The sequence below is a fragment of the Glaciibacter superstes DSM 21135 genome, from assembly GCF_000421145.1.
In the GTDB taxonomy this organism is placed as follows: Bacteria; Actinomycetota; Actinomycetes; order Actinomycetales; family Microbacteriaceae; genus Cryobacterium; species Cryobacterium superstes.
Genome location: NZ_ATWH01000008.1, coordinates 201,064 through 218,456, shown reverse-complemented (window position 1 = coordinate 218,456; position 17,393 = coordinate 201,064). Strand labels below are relative to the sequence as shown.

Genomic DNA, 17,393 nt, shown 5'->3' with positions numbered 1-17,393 from the left:
TGATCAAGTCAGGCAGTTTTCTTGTCAAATGATCATTACTGTTCAAGACTGTTGGCCAACCTACTTCGCCCGTCGCACCTCGACTGGCGAACGCAACAAGCAAACGGAGTGTTTCCATGACGATCACGGCACGCGAAATCGCCAGTCAGCCCACCATCTGGCGCGAGGCCCTCGGTCTCGTCGACACAGCTCGCGAGCTTCTCACGCGAAAGGGCGAGAACGTCCTGGTCATCGGCTGCGGCACGTCGGCTTTCGTCGCCGAGTCCTTCGCCGTGCTGCGTGAGCAGGCCGGCTTCGGTCGAACGGATGCCGCTTACGCCTCAGAGCCGTGGAGCTGGCGGGACTACGACGCGGTGATCGCACTCACTCGCTCCGGAACGACGACAGAGGTAGTCGAAGCCCTGCGCGCCGTTCCAGAGGGCGTGACACGCATCGCGGTCACCGGCGTCTCTGGTTCTCCGGTGACCGAACTGGCCGAGGCCACTCTCGGGCTCGACTTCGCCGATGAGCAGTCCGTCGTGCAAACACGTTTCCCCACGACCTTCCTGCTGCTCGCCCGTGCGGCGCTCGGCTACGACGTGGACGCCGTGCCTGATGAGGCGGCTCGCATCCTCGCTGAACCGCTGCCGGTCGAGCTTGATGGCAAGGACCACTTCGTCTACCTCGGCACCGGCTGGACGTACGGGCTCGCACAAGAGGCCGCGCTCAAGATCCGCGAGGCAGCCCAGGCCTGGTCAGAGTCCTACCCCCTTCTCGACTACCGTCACGGTCCACTCGCGGTTGCCGGTCCCAGCTCGATCGTCTGGATGTTCGGCGCAACCGACGAGGGGCTGATCGAACAGATCCGAAGCACGGGAGCCCACGTTGTGACGAGCGTGTCAGACCCCCTCATCGAACTCGCCCAGGCTCAGCGGCTCGCCGTCGCCGTTGCCGAGAGCCGCGGTCTCAACCCCGACTCTCCACGCAACCTCACGCGCTCAATCGTTCTGAGTTGAAGAACCCGCAGTGACACAAAAACGCAGTGACACAAAAACGCAGTGACACACAAACGCAGTGACACACCCACAGAGAGTGAGAAGACGATGATCGGTCGCCGAACCAGCACCACCCGAAACATCCGCCGTCTCGCCATTGCCCTCGGCACAGTCGCCGTGGTCGCTGGCGTTGCCGGCTGCAGCGGTGCTCCCCAAGGAACGACGGAGCTCGACACCGAAGCCGACGTCACCATCACGATGTGGAGTGGGCAAACAGACGACGCGCAGAAGATCCTCGAGGGGCTCGCGCAGGAGTTCGAAGATGAACATCCCAACGTGACGATCGAACTGTCTCCTGGCGCATCGTCGACGGAAGAGTTGCTCCAGAAGCTGTCTGCCGGTTTCGCGGGCGGCTCCTACCCCGACATCTCATACGCCTTCGGATCGTGGGCGAGCCAGCTCGAACGCTCAGGGCGCACATCGGACATCACCGAGCAGGTGGCTGAGCCCGATGTGAAATGGGACGAGTTCTCCGACGCGGCCCGCAAGACGGTGCAGCCGACGGGGGAGGCGACGATCGGCTTCCCCGCCATCGTCGACAACATCTCGCTGATCTTCAACAAGACGGTCTTCGACGCTGCCGGCGTTGCATACCCGACCGACGACTGGACCTGGGATGACTTCAGGACCGCAGCAAAACACCTGACAGACCCGGCAACGAACACCTACGGATACGCGTACTCGGTTTCCGGCTCAGAGGAGACGACCTGGCAATTCTGGCCGCATCTCTGGCAGAACGGCGGCGAGATCCTCAGCGATGACCAGAAGAGTGCTGAGTTCGCCTCAGACGCGGGTGTCGACGCGCTGACATTACTTCGCGACATGGCCGTCGACGACAAGAGTGTCTACCTCGACCAGACCGACACGAAGTTCGCGCAGCTGTTCGCCAGTGACCGCATCGGCATGATGACGTCTGGACCCTGGCAGCTGTACGACCTGAAGACCGCTGGTACCGACTACGGGGTGACGATCCTGCCCGGCACGGACGGCGACCATCAGACGGTGTCTGGCCCCGACATCTGGGCGCTGTTCGACCATAAAGACACGAACCGCGAATATTGGGCATACGAGTTCACCGAATGGCTGACCTCCGCGGAACAGGACCTGCGCTGGAACGTCGAGATCGGCAACCTGCCATTGCGGTCGACCGAAGTCGACTCCGAGGTGTTCGCTGAGCAGGCAGCGAACTACCCAGGGCTCGAGATCATGGCGGCGAACAACGCCAACGCCGAGCAGGCGCGGCCGACTGTGCCAGGGTATGTCGGGCTTTCCGAGGCCATTGCCGACGCGATCTCTCAGGTGCTACAAGGGCAGGGCGAACCCGGCCCGGCTCTTGAGAAGGCCGCCGAACGGGCCGATGCGGCACTGAGCGAGGACTAGGTGCCAACGCACGAGTCGCGTGGCACTGGGACAACAGTCCTGAACGATGCGCAGGCCACACCGACAGAGGCGGACAGGGCCGATGCCTCAGCCGGGCATCGGCCCGCGAGGGCGACGGCCCTCCGACGCAAGGGTCTGAGAACGGCACTGGAAGGATGGAGCTTCGTCGCACCGGCGATGATCATCATCCTCGGCTTGTCGATCTTCCCCGCCGGCTGGGCGTTCCTTCTCTCGATGCAGAAGTGGGACGGATTCAGCGAGCCCAGTTTCGTCGGACTCGAGAACTATCAGCGACTGGTCACCGATGAACAGTTCTTCGACGCGATCACGCACACCGGCTTCTACACCGTGCTGTTCGTTCCGCTCTCAGTGCTCACCGGACTGTTTCTCGCCGTCGCGCTCAACCGCAACATCCGTTTCATCGGAATCTACCGGACGGCGATCTTCGTTCCGTTCGTGGCATCGGCGGCGGCGACCGGCATCCTCTCCACTTACCTGTTCAACCCAGAGTACGGCGTCGTGAACAATGTGCTGCGCGTGCTCGGGCTACCGCAGCAGGGCTGGCTGGAAGACCCGGCACAGGCGATGGTCGTCATCGCGATCATGTCGCTCTGGGGGCAGGCAGCGTTCACAACGGTGATCTACCTCGCGGCTCTCCAGGACATTCCGGGGGAACTTCTCGAAGCAGCCCGTGTCGACGGCGCCAACCACTGGCAGTCGTTCTGGCGGGTGGTCTGGCCACAGTTGACGCCGGTCACCGTGTTCGTGACGATCTGGCAGGCGATCGGGGCATTGCAGTTGTTCGACCTCGTCTACACGACGACCAGGGGAGGGCCGCTCGATGCCACCAAGACGATCGTGTACTTCCTGTGGGAGCGCGCATTCCGCGGTCTGGAGTTCGGTTACGGTTCGGCCGCGGCGTACGTTCTATTCGCGCTGACGCTGATCATCACGCTCGTGGTCGTCGTCTACGCACGTCGTCGCAATATGGAGGCCTTCTGATGGCAACAACCATGATCGACGAGATTGCCCCACCTGGCGCAGGAATGACCCAACGGCTCGCTGACCCAGGCCGCAAGAAGCGCCGCCGCGGCTTCAGTGGTTGGCATTTTCTCCTGGCGCCCGCCGCACTCCTCTTTCTTCTGCCTTTCGTGCAGATGTTCCTCGCTGCGCTGTCGCCGGCGAAGGAACTGGTCAGCTACCCGCCACCGTTCATCCCGTCCAGTCTCACCCTCGATGGATTTGTGCGCCTGTTCCAGGGCTCGGAGATCCTGTTGTGGCTCGGAAACACGGTCATTGTCTCAACGGCGGCGATTCTCTCGCACATCGTGCTCTGTTCGATGGCGGGATACGGTTTCGCGCGCCTGAAGTTCCGTGGACGCAACCTCGGTTTCTTCGCGATCGTCGGCACGATCATGGTTCCGACTCAGCTGCTCATGATCCCGACCTATATTCTGTTCGCCCGTCTCGGCCTCATCGACGGCCTCGGCGCCGCCATCGTGCCGTGGCTCGCTTCGGCGTTCGGCATCTTCCTGATGCGTCAGTTCTTCCTGTCGCTGCCGGCAGAACTCGAAGAAGCAGCGACGATCGACGGATGCAGCAAATGGCAGGTCTTCTTCCGGATCGTGCTGCCCCTGGCCAAGCCGGCCTTGGCCACTCTGGCGATCTTCACGCTGCTGAGCTCATGGAACGACCTGGTCTGGCCGCTCATCGCGATCAACAACGACCATGCCTTCACGCTCCAGCTCGGGCTGGCAAACTTCCAGGGAGCAAGGAGAACGGATTGGAGCCTGCTGATGGCCGGCAACGTGGTCGCCACGCTTCCGCTGATCCTGTTCTTCCTCTTCGCGCAGCGCCAGTTCATTGCGACAATGTCGTTCTCGGGCCTCAAAGGATGAGTGAACGGATGCCGGACCAGGCCCACAACGCGATCGATGTCCTCGTCGTCGGAGATGCGAATCCCGACCTGGTGTTGAGGGGAGACGTGGTGCCGCGCTTCGGACAGGCGGAGCAAATTCTCGACGGAGCAGACCTGGTGCTCGGTGGAAGCGCCGCCATCGTCGCCTGCGGCCTGGCGAGGCTGGGCGTGCGCACCGCGCTCGCCGCGGTGGTCGGCGACGACTCTTTCGGTCGTTTCACACTGAGTGTGCTGGAGGAGGCCGGTGTCGACATCTCAGCGGTCAGGGTCGACGCCGAGGTACCGACGGGCCTCTCCGTCATCCTCTCCGCGCCCGGCGACCGTTCGATCCTCACCCGCCCCGGCACGATCTCTTCGCTTCGCCCCGAGCATGTCGATGAGGCCGTCGCCCGGCTTCGCCCGCGCCATGTGCATGTCGCGTCGTACTTTCTGCAACCCGGTCTCGCTGCCGGGCTGCCTGCCCTGCTCGAGGGCATCCGTTCAGCGGGTGCCCATCCAACCCGAACGACTTCAACTCGAACGACGGTGAGCCTCGACACCAACTGGGACCCGACAGAACAGTGGGACGGACTCGCCGAGGTGCTCGGGCACGTCGACTACCTGCTGCCCAACCGGGAGGAGTTGTCGGCGATCGCGGGTGCGCTTACCGGTACGGATGTCGCAACCGATGTCGCAGCCGATGTCGATGCCGCGGCGGCATCGATTGCGCGGTTGGGGCCGGTCGTCGTCATGAAGGCAGGGAAAGCGGGAGGTCTGTCGTTCGCGGACGGCCGGGAACGGATTGCCGCCCCCGGCCTTCAGCTCGAGGTCGTCGACACGACGGGCGCTGGGGACAGCTTCGATGCAGGTTATCTCGCCGCCGTCATCGACGGCATCGATGACGAGGCAGAGCGGGTGAGCTGGGCGGCCATCGCGGGTTCCCTGTCCACTCGGGCAGCCGGTGGTACTGCGGCGCAGGCGACGCGCGCCGAGCTTCGCAGTGAATTGGAGCGGCGTGAACTGGAGCGGCGCGAATGATCCATTTTCTCGGCTTCAGTCCGGCTATCGATGTCACCTATCGCGTTGATCAGGTCACCATCGGCGGAATCCACCGCCCGAGCACTGTGCTCCGTCTGCCCGGCGGCAAGTCCCTCAACGCGGCGCGTGCCGCTGCCAGGCTCGGCGCATCCGTTCATGCCATCGTTCCGACAGCAGGTCGCACGGGTGACCTGCTCACCGCGTTGATCGGTGAGGTGCGGCCGCGTCTCACCGTGACGACCGTTGATGCGCCGGGGGAGACCCGCAACTGTGTGACGGTGATCGGGGAACCGGCGCAGGGACTGACCGAGTTCTATGAGCCGGCTCCCGAACTCGGTACGGATGCCTGGGCGGCGCTCCTGGAGCAGGTGCGAGTTATTCCGGCTGGGGATTGGCTCGCTGTTTCCGGCAGTGTGCCGCAGGATGCCCCGCTGGGTGAGCTCGTCGTGGCGCTCTCGGCCTGCAGCGCTCGTGGTGTGCTGGTGGCCGTTGACGTGCACGGGCCGGCGTTGTCCGCCATCGTCGCCGCAGCTGCGCCGACGGTGCTCAAGGTGAATCGGGCAGAGGCAGCTGCCCATCTCGGCATTCCATCGGCGGACACCCTGCTGGTGGATCTCGCCTCCCGGATGGTGGCACAGACCGGCGGGACCGTCGTGCTGACAGACGGTGTCGATGGTTCACTTGCGGCACACGGTGACCGCAGGATCAGGGTTCATCCCGACCCGGTGGTCGGAGCGTATTCGGTAGGCAGCGGCGACTGTTACCTCGCCGGCCTGGTCACGGCGCTCGCCAACGGCGACGAACTCGATGCTGCGCTCACTCGCGCAGCCGCCTGCGCAAGCGCGAACACCGCCGTGCCCGGTGCCGCCGTCTTCGATGTTGGCGACTTCCAAAGTGCCACCGACCGCATCGACGTCACCGCTGAATCCGCCTGATTGAGCAGACGCGCGCTTCGTGCCTTCCTCCGGGTCACGTCGCGCGATCGAGTCGCCCGAAATGGTCCTTCCGGTCGAGATCGAACGTGCGTTTCGGGCACCTCGACGCTGCCATCGGCGAACCTTCGGAGCGAGCGCTGAGGGGATGCTCCCGCTTCGCTGAACGGAAGTCTCGAGCCCCCCTTGTCCTGACCCGGCGGCGGTGCCAGAATCGGAACCATCCAGAACTGGACTGGTACGCCGACCTGCGGCACACCGCCGCGTCTGACGCCTTCATTGAGTGGGGTTGTTATGAATCGGTTTGAGGGGTTGTCGAAGCCTTCCCTCCTGGCATCCGGCGTCTTGCTGGTACTCGGCAGCATCGCCCAGCTTGTCCGGCTGGCTGATCGGCCGAGTGATGCGGTACGAAGCCCGCTCTCCCAGATCAGCGCTGTCGCCCTGCTCGCGGGCGGCATGCTGCTCCTGCTTGCGCTGGTGGCGCTTTACGTGCGTCGTGCGTCGCAGATCAAGGGCTTCGGCTTCGCCGCCGCACTCGTCGCAGGGGCGGGTACCGTGCTGATGTGCGCCGTGTACTGGAACAGGGCTTTCATGGAACCGGCCGCCGCTCTCGTCGCGCCGGCGCTTCTTGACGGTCGAACGGTGCCAGGATCCCTCCTGTTCGGCACCATCGTTGCGAAAGCAATCTTCGGCATCGGCTGGATCATGGTGGGCGTCGCGATGGTACGAGCGCGGGTCTACGGGCTGGCACCGGCCCTCCTCATCATGCTCGGTGGTGCGCTCAACGCTGCTCCGCTCATCGGAGTCGGGCCGCTGGTACTGGGGGTCGGCGTCATCTGGCTGGCGTTCAGCCCCGCGTATGCACGCCTCACCCGCTATCGTCGGGCCGAGCGCGAGGGAGGAACCCAGGCGGCCGATCAGGCGTCACCGGCCACCACGGCCAAAGCCTGACCATCCGCACCCGCACTCCACGGCTGGCAACACGGCTGACAACATGGCTGGCCTTCGTGTTGGAGCGCCTCCCGGTCGCGGTGCCGACCGATGTCACACTGGACGGTGGCACAAAGGAGGTCACATGCCCCTGATCGACAACGCGATCTACGTGGACGGCAAGCGGGTGGAAAGCCCCGCGACCCTGGACGAGACCTACGAGCTGATGAAGGCCAGGAACGGGTTCGCCTGGATCGGCCTCTACCGTCCAACCGACGAGGAAGTGCACTCCGTCGCTGCCGAGTTCAGCCTGCACCACCTCTCCGTCGAAGACGCACTCCAGGGCCACCAGCGGGCAAAGCTCGAGCGCTATGACGACGTGCTCTTCCTGGTGCTTCGTCCTGCCAGGTACATCGATGCGGACGAACGCGTGGAATTCGGCGAATTGCACCTCTTCGTCGGCCCGGACTTCGTGGTCACCATCCGTCACGCCGAGTCTCCAGACCTGGCCAAGGTGCGTCATCGCGCCGAACAGGAACCCCATCTGCTGGCCCTCGGGCCAGAGACCGTCCTGTACGCCATCCTCGACGAGGTCGTCGACGAGTATGGCCCGGTCGTCGCCGGACTGGAGAACGACATCGACGAGATCGAAGACCAGCTCTTCGGTGGCGACCAGGACGTGACCCGCCGAATCTACGATCTCTCCCGCGAGGTAATCGCCTTTCAGCGTGCGACGGGACCACTCACCGGCATGATCGAGTCCCTGCAGAAGGGTTTCGAGAAGTACAACGTCGACGTCGAACTGCACCGGCACCTACGAGACGTTCTCGACCACACCCTGCGGGTGGTCGAACGCGGCGACTCCTTCCGGCAGCTGCTCCAGAACGCGCTCACGGTGCACGCATCCCTCGTCGGCCAGCGCCAGAACGAAGAGATGCGCCATCTCACCGAAACGAGCCTCGCCCAGAGCGAGCAGGTGAAGAAGATCTCCAGCTGGGCCGCCATCCTGTTCGCGCCGACGCTGGTCGGCACGATCTACGGCATGAACTTCACGAACATGCCGGAGCTCCACTGGGAATACGGCTACCCGTACGCGATCGGCCTGATGTTTATCCTCGGATTTGCGCTCTATGCGGTATTCAAGAAGCGCAACTGGCTCTGAACCCGCCGAATCAGTGTCAAAACGCGCGAAACCCGGGCCGCCTAACGGAAAATACGTCCCGTGCGAATTAGGGTGACGGTGTGTGGCGCCTCGATCGAAAACCAGATGACGACAATCTGCTGTCGCAGTACCCGGATGCGCCTGCCCCCGACCCGAAAAACCTCACGGCTCCGCATTCGGTCAGCCTCGGTGACGCGGCTCTCGTAGCGGGCAATATCGCCGAACCCGCCTGGAAGCGCTGGCGCGACGAACTCGCCGGTGTCGGCGGTCATTCGCCGCTGTTGCACTTCTCAGACAACCCCCGGTCGCGCATCGAGCTGAGCGCGACGCATCCCGGCGGCCTGCCGCAGTTCATCACCGGCAAGACCACCCTTCTGTCGAACCTGATCCGCGACGAGCTGGCCCTCAGGAACGCCAGACTCGCCGCGAGCGAGATCACCCAGAAGGGCATCGAACTGCGCTCCATGCGCGGCATCGAATCCGTTCACCTGGCCATCGGCCTGGCCGAATGGCGCCACAGTGATGTGGAATTCACAGCGCCCGTGTTGCTCCGGCCGCTCGCCATCCGCCGGTACGGCCGTGATTTCGAACTGAAGCTCAAGGGCGCGCCATTCCTGAACCCTGAGCTGGCTCGTGCCCTGCACGACCAGTTCCAGATCACGCTCGACGCCGACGCCTTCGTGGCGTTGGCGATCACCAACGGTGCGTTCAAGCCGCAACCGGTCATCGACCGACTTCGTGGGCTCACCTCGCACCTGGCGTGGTTCAACGTCGTTCCTCGCCTGGTCGCGTCGTCGTTCGCCGACGTGGGGAGGGCGCTCGCCGCCGACGCCGTCAAGCTCGACCACCAGCTCCTGGATGCGGTCGCGGGCAACACCACTGCCCGCCGCAGCATCGAGACCGCATACAACCCCGTCGTTCCGATCGGTCAGGACGCCAGGCCTCCGGCGACTGACACCCTCCTGCTGGATGCCGATCCTGAGCAGGAGAACGTCGTCGCCCAGATCGCCGCAGGCAACTCTCTGGTTGTGAAGACCCTGCCAGGCACCGGCGGAACCCAGACCATCGTGAACGCGATCGGTTCTCTCGTCGCCCAGCACAAGCGTGTACTGGTGGTAAGCGCCCGTCGCTCGAGCCTCGACGGTATCGCCCACCGCCTGGTGCAGGTCGGCCTGCCGGGTGTGGCCGTCACACCGCGTTCACTGCGCCGCGACCTCATCCAGTCGATCACGCGCAACGAGAAGGCCACCCAGCCGAAGGTCGGCGACGTCGACGACGCGCTCGTGCGCCTGCGCAAAGTGCTGCTCGACTACCGCGCCGCACTGACTCGCCGCGACCCGGCCCTGGGCGTCTCGGTGCTCGACGCTCTCGGTGAGCTTGCCCGCCTCGCCCAGCTGCCGAAGCCGCCGTCTACCACGGCCCGCCTCGACCGCCAGTCGCTCGAGCTCCTCGCCAACGATCGTTCGCGGGCGGCGGCGACGTTGATCAAGGCTGCCGCGCTCGGCGAGTTCCGCTACGGCCCAGGTGATTCACCCTGGTACGGGGCGTCGTTCACGTCGACAGACGAGGCATCCGCTGCCCACCAGCTTGCCAAGCGCGTCAACCAGGTGGAATTGCCCCGCCTGCTCGAACGTGCGTCAGGGCTGATCAGCCAGACCAGGCTGCGGCCGTTCGAGACCATCACCGAACTCGGCATCTACTTGCGGTTGCTGCTCGATATTCGTGAGACGCTCGACAAGTTCCAGCCCGCCGTTTACGACCGCTCGCTGACCGAACTGATCTCTGCGACCTCCGCCAGGCGCGACTCACCAGACATGTCTGGCGCGAGCCGTCGTCGCCTGCGTCGCCTGGCCGACGAGTACCTGCGCCCCGGTGTGCACGTGAGCGACATGAACGAGAGCCTGCGACGCATCCAGCAGCAGCGCACCCTGTGGCAGCGATACGTGGTTGCCGGTGCGACGCCCGAGGTGCCTGTTGGCATCAACGACGTTCACGTTGCCTTCCAGCGTGCGAACGAAGACCTCGCCGCCCTCGACGTGCCGCTGGGGAATGCCGGCACGACGCGGCAGCTTGCCAACCGGCCGATCAAAGAACTTGTCTATACCGTCTCCGGCCTGGCCGCCGAGAGCGAGGTATTGGCCAACCTGCACGAACGCACCGCGCTGCTCTCCACACTTCGCGAGCACAACCTCGACCCCCTGATGACCGACCTTTCGCAGCGTCACATCTCGGAGAAGCATGTCGCAGCTGAACTCGAGCTGGCCTGGTGGCAGTCGGTGCTCGAGCTGCTGCTCGGCAACGACAAGGCACTCCTGAACGCCAACACCCAGGTGCTCGAACGACTCGAGGCCGACTTCAAGCTGGTCGACGAGGCGCATGCTTCTGCCGCTGGCCAACTGCTGGCCTGGCTGCTCGCCGAAACCTGGAAGATCGGAATCGTCGACTACCCGGAGGAGGCCGACGAGTTGCGTCGCCTGCTCCGCGCCGATCGGGCCACACCGGCATCCGTTCATGAAGCGGCGCCGCACCTTGGCCGGGTGCTCGCACCGGTCTGGCTTGCCTCGCCATACGAGATTGCCGGTCTGACCGATCGGATGACGTTCGACACCGTGCTGCTGGTCGACGCCGGAGCGACGACCTTCGCGGAGAACGTCGGCGCGATTCGCCGCGCAAAGCAGGTTGTGGCATTCGGAGACCCGGTCACGCAGACCCCGTCAGTGTTCGACACCGGCATTGTCGAGAAGGCAGAAGACGCAGAGCCGGCCGAGAGCGTCGACGGACTGCACGCCGACTCCGCGCTGGCGCGCCTGGGCGAACTGCTGCCGACCTTGACGCTCACCCGCAGCTACCGCGCCGGCGGCGAAGACCTCGCAGAGCTGGTCAACCACCGGTTCTACGCAGGCCGCATCGACTCGCTGCCCTGGGCAGGCAGCTACCTCGGGCACGGCAGCCTCACGCTCAACTACGTCAAGGGCGGCCACGGCATGCCAGACGCCGACAGCGGCGCCGTTGAAAGTGTCGATGCCGAGGTCGCCAAGGCGGTCGAGCTGGTCATGGACCACGCCGTCAAGCGTCCCCGCGAATCGCTCATGGTCATCACCGCCAGTACCCGGCACGCGGTGCGGGTGAACCAAGCCGTTTTGGCCGCGTTCGCCAAGCGCACCGACCTCTCCGACTTCATCCTGGGGGACCGCGCCGAACCCTTCACGGTGCTCACCCTCGAGCAGGCAGTCGCGCAGAGCCGTGACCGGGTCATTTTCTCCATCGGCTATGGTCGCACCCCGCACGGGCGCCTGCTGTCGAACTTCGGTTCGCTCGGTGAGCCGGGCGGAGACCGGCTGCTCGCCATCGGCATGACCAGGGCGCGTCGGTCGATGGACATCGTCTCCTGCTTCCGGCCGGCTGACATCGACGAGGACCGTCAGCGTCACGGCATTCTGGCGCTGTCACAGGTGCTCAGCGAGACGGAAGCGCGCGGCACCGAAGCGCGCGTGCCAGACGCCAGCGAGCCGATGCTCGTCGACCTCGCCGGACGGCTGGAGCGACTCGGCCTGACGGTGTCGCTCGGTCACCGCGGCAAACTCGCGCTAGCGGCATCCCACGTCGGTCGTGCCGTTGTTGTCGAGACGGATGTTGTGGTCGGCCGCACGAGCCTCCGCGAGTCCTTGAGGCTCCGCCCCGAGGTGCTTCGGCGACTCGGCTGGCACTACGTGCGCGTGCACAGTTTCGATCTCTTCAGCAACCCCGATGCCGTCGCGCGTCGTATTGCCGCACTCGCCGGGGTGAAGCCGGCTGCACCGGCCGCCGTGGGCACCGAGACGGCGCCGATCGCGCTCCCGCGTTCCTGAAGAAGCGGCGGTTGTGCGCCCGTTGTGCCGCCTCCCAAGCAGATGAGGCGGCACATGGAGCGCACGCGTGAGTTGGAACCGACGGTTTACGCTGGAGACATGGGCCAGAACGACGAACAACGCCAACACGTGGTGAAGGCTCCCGGGCGCGCTCGTCGATCCAAGCTGACACCGGCGCCGAACACCGATCCCAGCCCGGAGTCGCCGGTCGCCCGCGAAGAGGGTGGAGTGGCGTCTGGAGGCTCCTCCGGTGAGAACGACGACCGCCTGAAGCAGGACCGCCCGCCGCACTGGTAGTTGCGCTGGCTGAGCCCGTTCTATCGTCGTTGATCGAGCCTGTTGCTTGTCGTTAATCGAGCTTGTCGAGATCCTGTCGTGGTCTCGGCAAGCTCGACCAACGAGCCTAGAGCGTGTGCTTTGGCGTGTCGCCCCGCCCGGCTGCGAGCAGGTCGCGGATCTCGGAGAGCAGCACGAGTTCGCTCGCCTCTGCGTCTTCTTCGACGACACCGGCCTTGCGGCGACGCTCCTGCGCTTCCTTCATCTTGTTGATCGGAAGCACGAAGACGAAGTACACGACGGCCGCGATCAACAGGAAGTTGATGATTGCTGCAAGCACGAGACCGAAGGACATCGTCGCGTTGCCGATCTGAACGACCATGGCACCAGCCAGGTCTTTCGCGTTGAAGATGGCTGCTATCAGCGGGTTGAAGATCCCCTCGACGATTGCGGTCACGACTGCCGTGAACGCAGCGCCGATGATAACCGCGACCGCCAGGTCGATCACATTGCCGCGCATGATGAATTCTTTGAATCCCTGAATCATGGCCGTTCCTCCTTGCAACCTGCGGCAATGAGAACTATGCGTCTGAGTGACTCACGGCGCCGCCGGGGTGGCCGCGCTCTTCTCAGTGCCTGTTTTTTTGACACTAGCGGAGGATGCGGCCTCTTTCACAGCAGGCGCACCACTTGATTTTTCACTCGACTTTTCACTCGACTGGGGGGCGGGGCGCGAGTCGTTGCGATAGAAGCCGGAACCGGTGAAACTGACGCCAACGGCCGAGAACACTTTTCGGAGCTTCCCCCCGCACGAGGGACACTCGGTGAGAGTGTCATCGGTGAAGGCCTGCTGGATGTCGAAGGCCGTGTTGCACTCGGTGCAACGGTAGGAATAGGTGGGCACTGGTTCTCTTTTTTTTGGGAAATCGGCGAACGGATGCTCGCTGAGACAACTTAGAACGAGATGATTCTCGTGGGGGTGACGACGCCGTTCACCGGCTGATCGTGCAACTCTTTGGGAACTTCTTCGATAAATTCGTTGTCGTAGACAACGGCATACACCGGAGGACATTTTTCCATCGAACCGAGGGTCTTGTCGTAATAGCCGCGCCCCCAGCCAATGCGCATGCCCGTGGAATCGATCGCAGCAGCGGGGACGATGATCAGGTCGACATCGTTGATCGCGATCGGGCCAAGCAGTTCACCCACCGGCTCCGGTGTTCCGGCGATGCCTTCGTACTCCTCGTGTTCTTCACCGACAGTCCAGTCCAGCAGGCCATCTTCCCTGGATACCGGGAAGAGAATGCGGATGCCTTCTGTCTCGGCCCAGTTCAGGAACGGGCGGGTGCCTGGCTCGTTTTGCGCAGAAAGATAACAGGAGATCGACCGGGCAGAAAGGTCGGTGACGAGGCTCTGCAGGTTATCGGTGAACCCGGCGGCGGCCGACTCCTTCTCAATGGAGGTCAGATTCTGGCGGCGCTCACGCAACTCGGCGCGGAGCGCCCGCTTTCGGTGACCGATTTCAGAGTCCATGTGACCAATTCTAGATGCGGATAATCTAAGGGGTATGAGTAAACGGATCACGAAGGCTGTCATTCCCGCTGCAGGGCTCGGAACCAGGTTCTTGCCCGCGACCAAGGCAATGCCGAAGGAGATGCTCCCCGTCGTCGATCGGCCGGCGATTCAGTACGTCGTTGAAGAAGCGGTGGCCGCAGGGCTGCACGACGTGCTCATGATCACTGGGCGAAATAAGAACGCACTGGAGAACCACTTCGACCGGATGTTCGAACTCGAAGTCCTGCTCAAGGAGAAGGGGGACCGCACCAAGCTGGCCAAGGTGAACGAGTCGACCGACCTGGCCGACATGCATTACGTGCGGCAGGGCGACCCGCGTGGTCTCGGCCACGCCATCCTGCGGGCCAAGATGCACGTCGGTCGTGAACCGTTCGCCGTTCTCCTCGGCGATGACATCATCGACGAACGCGATCCACTGCTCGACAAGATGATTGATGAGCAGGAGAAGCGCAATACCAGTGTTGTCGCGCTTCTCGAAGTCGAGCCGTCGCAGATTCACCTCTACGGCGCGGCGGCCGTTGAAAAGACCGATGATCCGGATGTCGTGCGCATCACGGGCCTGGTCGAGAAGCCTGACGAGGCTGACGCGCCCTCGAATCTCGCCATCATCGGCAGGTATGTGCTGCGCCCCGAGGTGTTCGACGTGCTCGAGCACACCGAGCCGGGCAAGGGCGACGAGATTCAGCTCACCGATGCCCTGCAGGAGATGGCGGTGACGCCTGAGGAGACCGGCGGTGTCTACGGCGTGATCTTCCGGGGCCGACGCTACGACACGGGCGACCGGCTGGACTACATCAAGGCCATCATTCAGCTCGCCGTCGATCGCGAAGACCTGGGGCCTGACCTGCGCCCCTGGCTTCGTGACTTCATTCACACCCTCGACTAGACGACTCCCAGATCGTGTCCATCGTCATCCCCACCCTCCGCGAGGGGCCGGTCGTGCTCCGGCCGGTGCGCCTCCGGGATTCCCGCGCCCTCGAGCGCGACTTGATGGAGAACCGCGGGTGGCTGCGCAAATGGGAGGCAACGAGCCCGTACGCGCCGATGTCGTTCGACACGCGCGCCAGCATCCGGAATCTGTTGACTCACTCGCGTTCCGGGCATGGCCTGCCGTTCATCGTCGAGTACAACGGTAAACTGGCCGGCCAGTTGAATGTGTCGTCGATCACCTGGGGATCGCTCTCGAGCGCGACGATCGGGTATTGGGTGGGGGAGCGGTTCGCCGGACATTCGATCACGCCGACGGCCGTTGCGCTCGCGACGGATTACTGCTTCTTCCAACTCGGACTGCACCGGATGGAGATTTGCATTCGGCCGGAAAACGCGGCGTCGTTGCGGGTGGTGGAGAAGCTCGGTTTTCGTTATGAGGGGTTGCGGCGCCGCTATATCCACATCAATGGCGACTGGCGCGATCATTTCTGTTTCGGGCTGGTGTCGGAAGAGGTTCCGCAGGGAGTGCTGCGCCGCTGGCAGAAGGGCGGCGTGCCGACGGATGCCGCGCGTGTGCTGGCGGCAGATCTGGAAGCGGCTGCGCATCCGTTGCCGACTGCGAAGCGATAGTGGCTCAGACGATCGTGCTCGTATTGGAAGCGATCGGTGGCCGCGATCGATGACACACCCCCGGTAATCAAGGGCGAAAGGCGATGCCGCTCGTACCGTAGTGAACATGAGCGGTGAGGCCCTTGGCGGGGGAGTGATGGTGGCGGTTGCCGCTGCCCTCTGGGTTGTCTACCTGATTCCCACCTGGTCCAGGCGGCGGCAGTATCTCGCCACTGAGCGGAACGCCGTTCGGTTGCAGCAGACCATGCGCATTCTCGCGGAGACGGCCGAGGTGCCCCAGCAGGTGCGGCTCGAGGCCAACGCGCGCACGGTCAATGCGCAACAGAGACTCCTTGCACAGGCTGAAGACGAAGCACGGGTTGAGGCGGAGGCCGCCGAAGCGGCTGCGCTCGCCGCCCGGCGCGCGGCTGCGGCGCTGGCCAGGGCATCCAGGCCGCCCGTCGTCGATTCTCCCGCCCAGCTGCTTCGTCGGCTGCGGAAGTTGAGGGCGTTGTCGTCGCTGGTCTTGCTCGCCGGTCTGGTGACGGTTGTGGCTGGCGCGGTGGCAGCGCTCGTGAGCGGGTCGTGGCTGCTTTTCGGGATCGGGGCCGTCGCATCCGTCGTCGCTCTCGGCTCGTTGTCACGGCTGGCGAGGTCTGCGCGTTCGGCTCGGGTTGTGATTGCACCTCCGGTGCAGGTCGCGCCCGCGGCGCCGCGGTTCGAGCCGGTGCAGTTGGAAGAGTCGCCGATGGAGCCGCCGACGTGGACTCCACAGCCCCTGCCGAAACCGCTGCATCTGTCGCGGGGGTCGATCGCGCAGGCCGCGATGGCGTCGGTGGATGCCGCGGAGGAGTTGCGTAAGGCGACCGCGCAGGCAGAGATCGCCGCACGCGCCGCGCAGATCGCACCAGACGCGACGCCGATTTCCCGGCCGGCCGCTGCGCGTGCTGCAGCTGCGCTTGCTGATGTGCCCACTGCTGTGCCTTCCGAAGCGCCGAGTCGGTTCGCTACGATGGGGATTGTGGGCGAGACGAAGCCAGGCATGTCGGATCTCGATGCTGTGTTGCGGCGTCGCCGTGCAGGCTGACGACGAACCTGAGGTTCCTCCGGTCGATCCTTCGGAGCGACGCGGTGACCCGGCATGCTGGTTGGCGAACGTGTGCCCAGACTGTGGTGCCTACGTCGATGATCCCTCGCTCGGTGTCTGCCCTCGTTGCGGAAATGCCCTGCCGCCACCCGACTAGCCCCAATTTGTCCTGAGACGTCCCAAATTCTCCTGGTTGAGGAGCGTCCGAGGAAAGAGGGCGCGTCTCGAGACCCCCACGTGCAACTCGTCATTCCGCACCGCTTCAGCTGAGCATCCCAAGGATGCCCGCCAACTCTCGTGCAACTTTTCCCGCCCCGCGCGTGATATTCTGCATAAGCAGTTTGGGGCTATGGCGCAGTTGGTAGCGCGTCTCGTTCGCAATGAGAAGGTCAGGAGTTCGAATCTCCTTAGCTCCACGTATTGCGTTTAGAAAGGCCGCTTGACCAGGGATTCCCCCGGAGAGAGCGGCCTTTTTGTTTTCTCTGAATGCTCAGGCTAAATAGTTAATCTCGTTCGCGGCCATCGAAATAGCCCGCGCTTTCCGGAACTATTCGGATTTCGGCGCCCCGATTTCATGACGTCGCGAACATCAGGTGCGGCGTTCGCGATGTGCCCGGCGTAGCGCGGCGAGGCACGTTCACCCGAGCCACGACACTGGCGGCTACAGCCCAGGTCTTGAATGGAGCCCGCCAGTT

General features: G+C 64.2%; 16 protein-coding genes and 1 tRNA gene. 14 read left to right on the top strand and 3 right to left on the bottom strand.

The annotated features are described in order from the left end of the window. Positions 1-116 precede the first annotated feature (116 nt). From K323_RS0112935 to K323_RS0112890, 10 genes are all read left to right on the top strand, one after another. Positions 117-995, top strand: a complete 879-nt coding sequence (locus K323_RS0112935; RefSeq protein ID WP_022885705.1) for an SIS domain-containing protein — start codon at positions 117-119, stop codon at positions 993-995. Between the two features lie 42 nt (positions 996-1,037). Further along, positions 1,038-2,414: an ABC transporter substrate-binding protein gene (locus K323_RS0112930; RefSeq protein ID WP_245570979.1), complete on the top strand. Its 1,377-nt coding sequence runs from the start codon at positions 1,038-1,040 to the stop codon at positions 2,412-2,414. Further along, positions 2,415-3,416, top strand: a complete 1,002-nt coding sequence (locus K323_RS25915; RefSeq protein WP_022885703.1) for a carbohydrate ABC transporter permease — start codon at positions 2,415-2,417, stop codon at positions 3,414-3,416. It begins immediately after the preceding gene. Further along, on the top strand, positions 3,416-4,312 hold the full coding sequence (locus tag K323_RS0112920) for a carbohydrate ABC transporter permease (RefSeq protein ID WP_022885702.1): 897 nt from the start codon (positions 3,416-3,418) through the stop codon (positions 4,310-4,312). The genes K323_RS25915 and K323_RS0112920 overlap by 1 nt, the downstream gene beginning before the upstream one ends. Before the next feature lie 8 nt (positions 4,313-4,320). Next, positions 4,321-5,349 carry a carbohydrate kinase family protein gene (locus K323_RS0112915; RefSeq protein ID WP_022885701.1) on the top strand — a complete coding sequence of 343 codons (1,029 nt, stop codon included), beginning with the start codon at positions 4,321-4,323 and terminating at the stop codon, positions 5,347-5,349. After that, complete coding sequence (locus tag K323_RS0112910; RefSeq protein WP_022885700.1) at positions 5,346-6,284, top strand: 1-phosphofructokinase family hexose kinase; 939 nt, start codon at positions 5,346-5,348, stop codon at positions 6,282-6,284. The genes K323_RS0112915 and K323_RS0112910 overlap by 4 nt, the downstream gene beginning before the upstream one ends. 291 nt (positions 6,285-6,575) lie before the next feature. Continuing rightward, the gene (locus tag K323_RS0112905) at positions 6,576-7,232 is read left to right on the top strand and encodes a hypothetical protein (protein WP_022885699.1); all 657 of its coding nucleotides are present in this window, start codon (positions 6,576-6,578) and stop codon (positions 7,230-7,232) included. 124 nt (positions 7,233-7,356) lie between these two features. After that, on the top strand, positions 7,357-8,373 hold the full coding sequence (gene corA, locus K323_RS0112900; RefSeq protein ID WP_022885698.1) for a magnesium/cobalt transporter CorA: 1,017 nt from the start codon (positions 7,357-7,359) through the stop codon (positions 8,371-8,373). A gap of 80 nt (positions 8,374-8,453) precedes the next feature. Continuing rightward, positions 8,454-12,221 (top strand): ATP-binding protein, encoded by a 3,768-nt coding sequence (locus K323_RS0112895; RefSeq protein WP_022885697.1) that lies wholly within the window; start codon positions 8,454-8,456, stop codon positions 12,219-12,221. Between the two features lie 99 nt (positions 12,222-12,320). After that, entirely contained in the window at positions 12,321-12,518 is a 198-nt protein-coding gene (locus K323_RS0112890; RefSeq protein WP_026851621.1) for a hypothetical protein, read from the top strand. Between the two features lie 106 nt (positions 12,519-12,624). Here K323_RS0112890 and mscL read toward each other — a convergent pair whose 3' ends face one another. From mscL to K323_RS0112880, 3 genes are read right to left on the bottom strand one after another with little or no spacing between them, the layout of a single operon-like run. Continuing rightward, positions 12,625-13,044: a large conductance mechanosensitive channel protein MscL gene (mscL, locus tag K323_RS0112885; protein ID WP_022885695.1), complete on the bottom strand. Its 420-nt coding sequence runs from the start codon at positions 13,042-13,044 to the stop codon at positions 12,625-12,627. A 51-nt stretch (positions 13,045-13,095) separates the two neighbouring features. Further along, positions 13,096-13,401 carry an FmdB family zinc ribbon protein gene (locus K323_RS29455; RefSeq protein WP_084697270.1) on the bottom strand — a complete coding sequence of 102 codons (306 nt, stop codon included), beginning with the start codon at positions 13,399-13,401 and terminating at the stop codon, positions 13,096-13,098. 50 nt (positions 13,402-13,451) lie between these two features. Beyond that, positions 13,452-14,030, bottom strand: coding sequence for a 5-formyltetrahydrofolate cyclo-ligase (locus K323_RS0112880; RefSeq protein WP_022885694.1), 579 nt, complete (start codon positions 14,028-14,030; stop codon positions 13,452-13,454). 34 nt (positions 14,031-14,064) lie between these two features. Here K323_RS0112880 and galU point away from each other — a divergent pair, with 34 nt between their 5' ends. The 4 genes from galU (at position 14,065) to K323_RS0112860 (ending at position 17,114) form a co-directional block, all read left to right on the top strand. After that, a complete protein-coding gene (gene galU / locus K323_RS0112875) occupies positions 14,065-14,958 on the top strand; it encodes a UTP--glucose-1-phosphate uridylyltransferase GalU (RefSeq protein WP_022885693.1) in 894 nt (297 codons plus the stop codon). A 14-nt stretch (positions 14,959-14,972) separates the two neighbouring features. After that, entirely contained in the window at positions 14,973-15,632 is a 660-nt protein-coding gene (locus K323_RS0112870; protein WP_022885692.1) for a GNAT family N-acetyltransferase, read from the top strand. A gap of 106 nt (positions 15,633-15,738) precedes the next feature. Next, positions 15,739-16,698 (top strand): hypothetical protein, encoded by a 960-nt coding sequence (locus tag K323_RS0112865; RefSeq protein ID WP_022885691.1) that lies wholly within the window; start codon positions 15,739-15,741, stop codon positions 16,696-16,698. A 343-nt stretch (positions 16,699-17,041) separates the two neighbouring features. Continuing rightward, positions 17,042-17,114 (top strand) — tRNA-Ala (locus K323_RS0112860). Positions 17,115-17,393 lie beyond the last annotated feature (279 nt).

What these genes read in the sequence shown, in the direction of transcription:
- corA (WP_022885698.1), top strand. Translation starts at nt 7,357, where the DNA reads ATGCCCCTGATCGACAACGCGATCTACGTGGACGGCAAGCGGGTGGAA.
- K323_RS0112905 (WP_022885699.1), top strand. Translation starts at nt 6,576, where the DNA reads ATGAATCGGTTTGAGGGGTTGTCGAAGCCTTCCCTCCTGGCATCCGGC.
- K323_RS0112865 (WP_022885691.1), top strand. Translation starts at nt 15,739, where the DNA reads ATGAGCGGTGAGGCCCTTGGCGGGGGAGTGATGGTGGCGGTTGCCGCT.
- mscL (WP_022885695.1), bottom strand. Translation starts at nt 13,044, where the DNA reads ATGATTCAGGGATTCAAAGAATTCATCATGCGCGGCAATGTGATCGAC.
- K323_RS0112880 (WP_022885694.1), bottom strand. Translation starts at nt 14,030, where the DNA reads ATGGACTCTGAAATCGGTCACCGAAAGCGGGCGCTCCGCGCCGAGTTG.
- galU (WP_022885693.1), top strand. Translation starts at nt 14,065, where the DNA reads ATGAGTAAACGGATCACGAAGGCTGTCATTCCCGCTGCAGGGCTCGGA.
- K323_RS0112920 (WP_022885702.1), top strand. Translation starts at nt 3,416, where the DNA reads ATGGCAACAACCATGATCGACGAGATTGCCCCACCTGGCGCAGGAATG.
- K323_RS0112915 (WP_022885701.1), top strand. Translation starts at nt 4,321, where the DNA reads ATGCCGGACCAGGCCCACAACGCGATCGATGTCCTCGTCGTCGGAGAT.
- K323_RS0112910 (WP_022885700.1), top strand. Translation starts at nt 5,346, where the DNA reads ATGATCCATTTTCTCGGCTTCAGTCCGGCTATCGATGTCACCTATCGC.
- K323_RS0112935 (WP_022885705.1), top strand. Translation starts at nt 117, where the DNA reads ATGACGATCACGGCACGCGAAATCGCCAGTCAGCCCACCATCTGGCGC.
- K323_RS0112890 (WP_026851621.1), top strand. Translation starts at nt 12,321, where the DNA reads ATGGGCCAGAACGACGAACAACGCCAACACGTGGTGAAGGCTCCCGGG.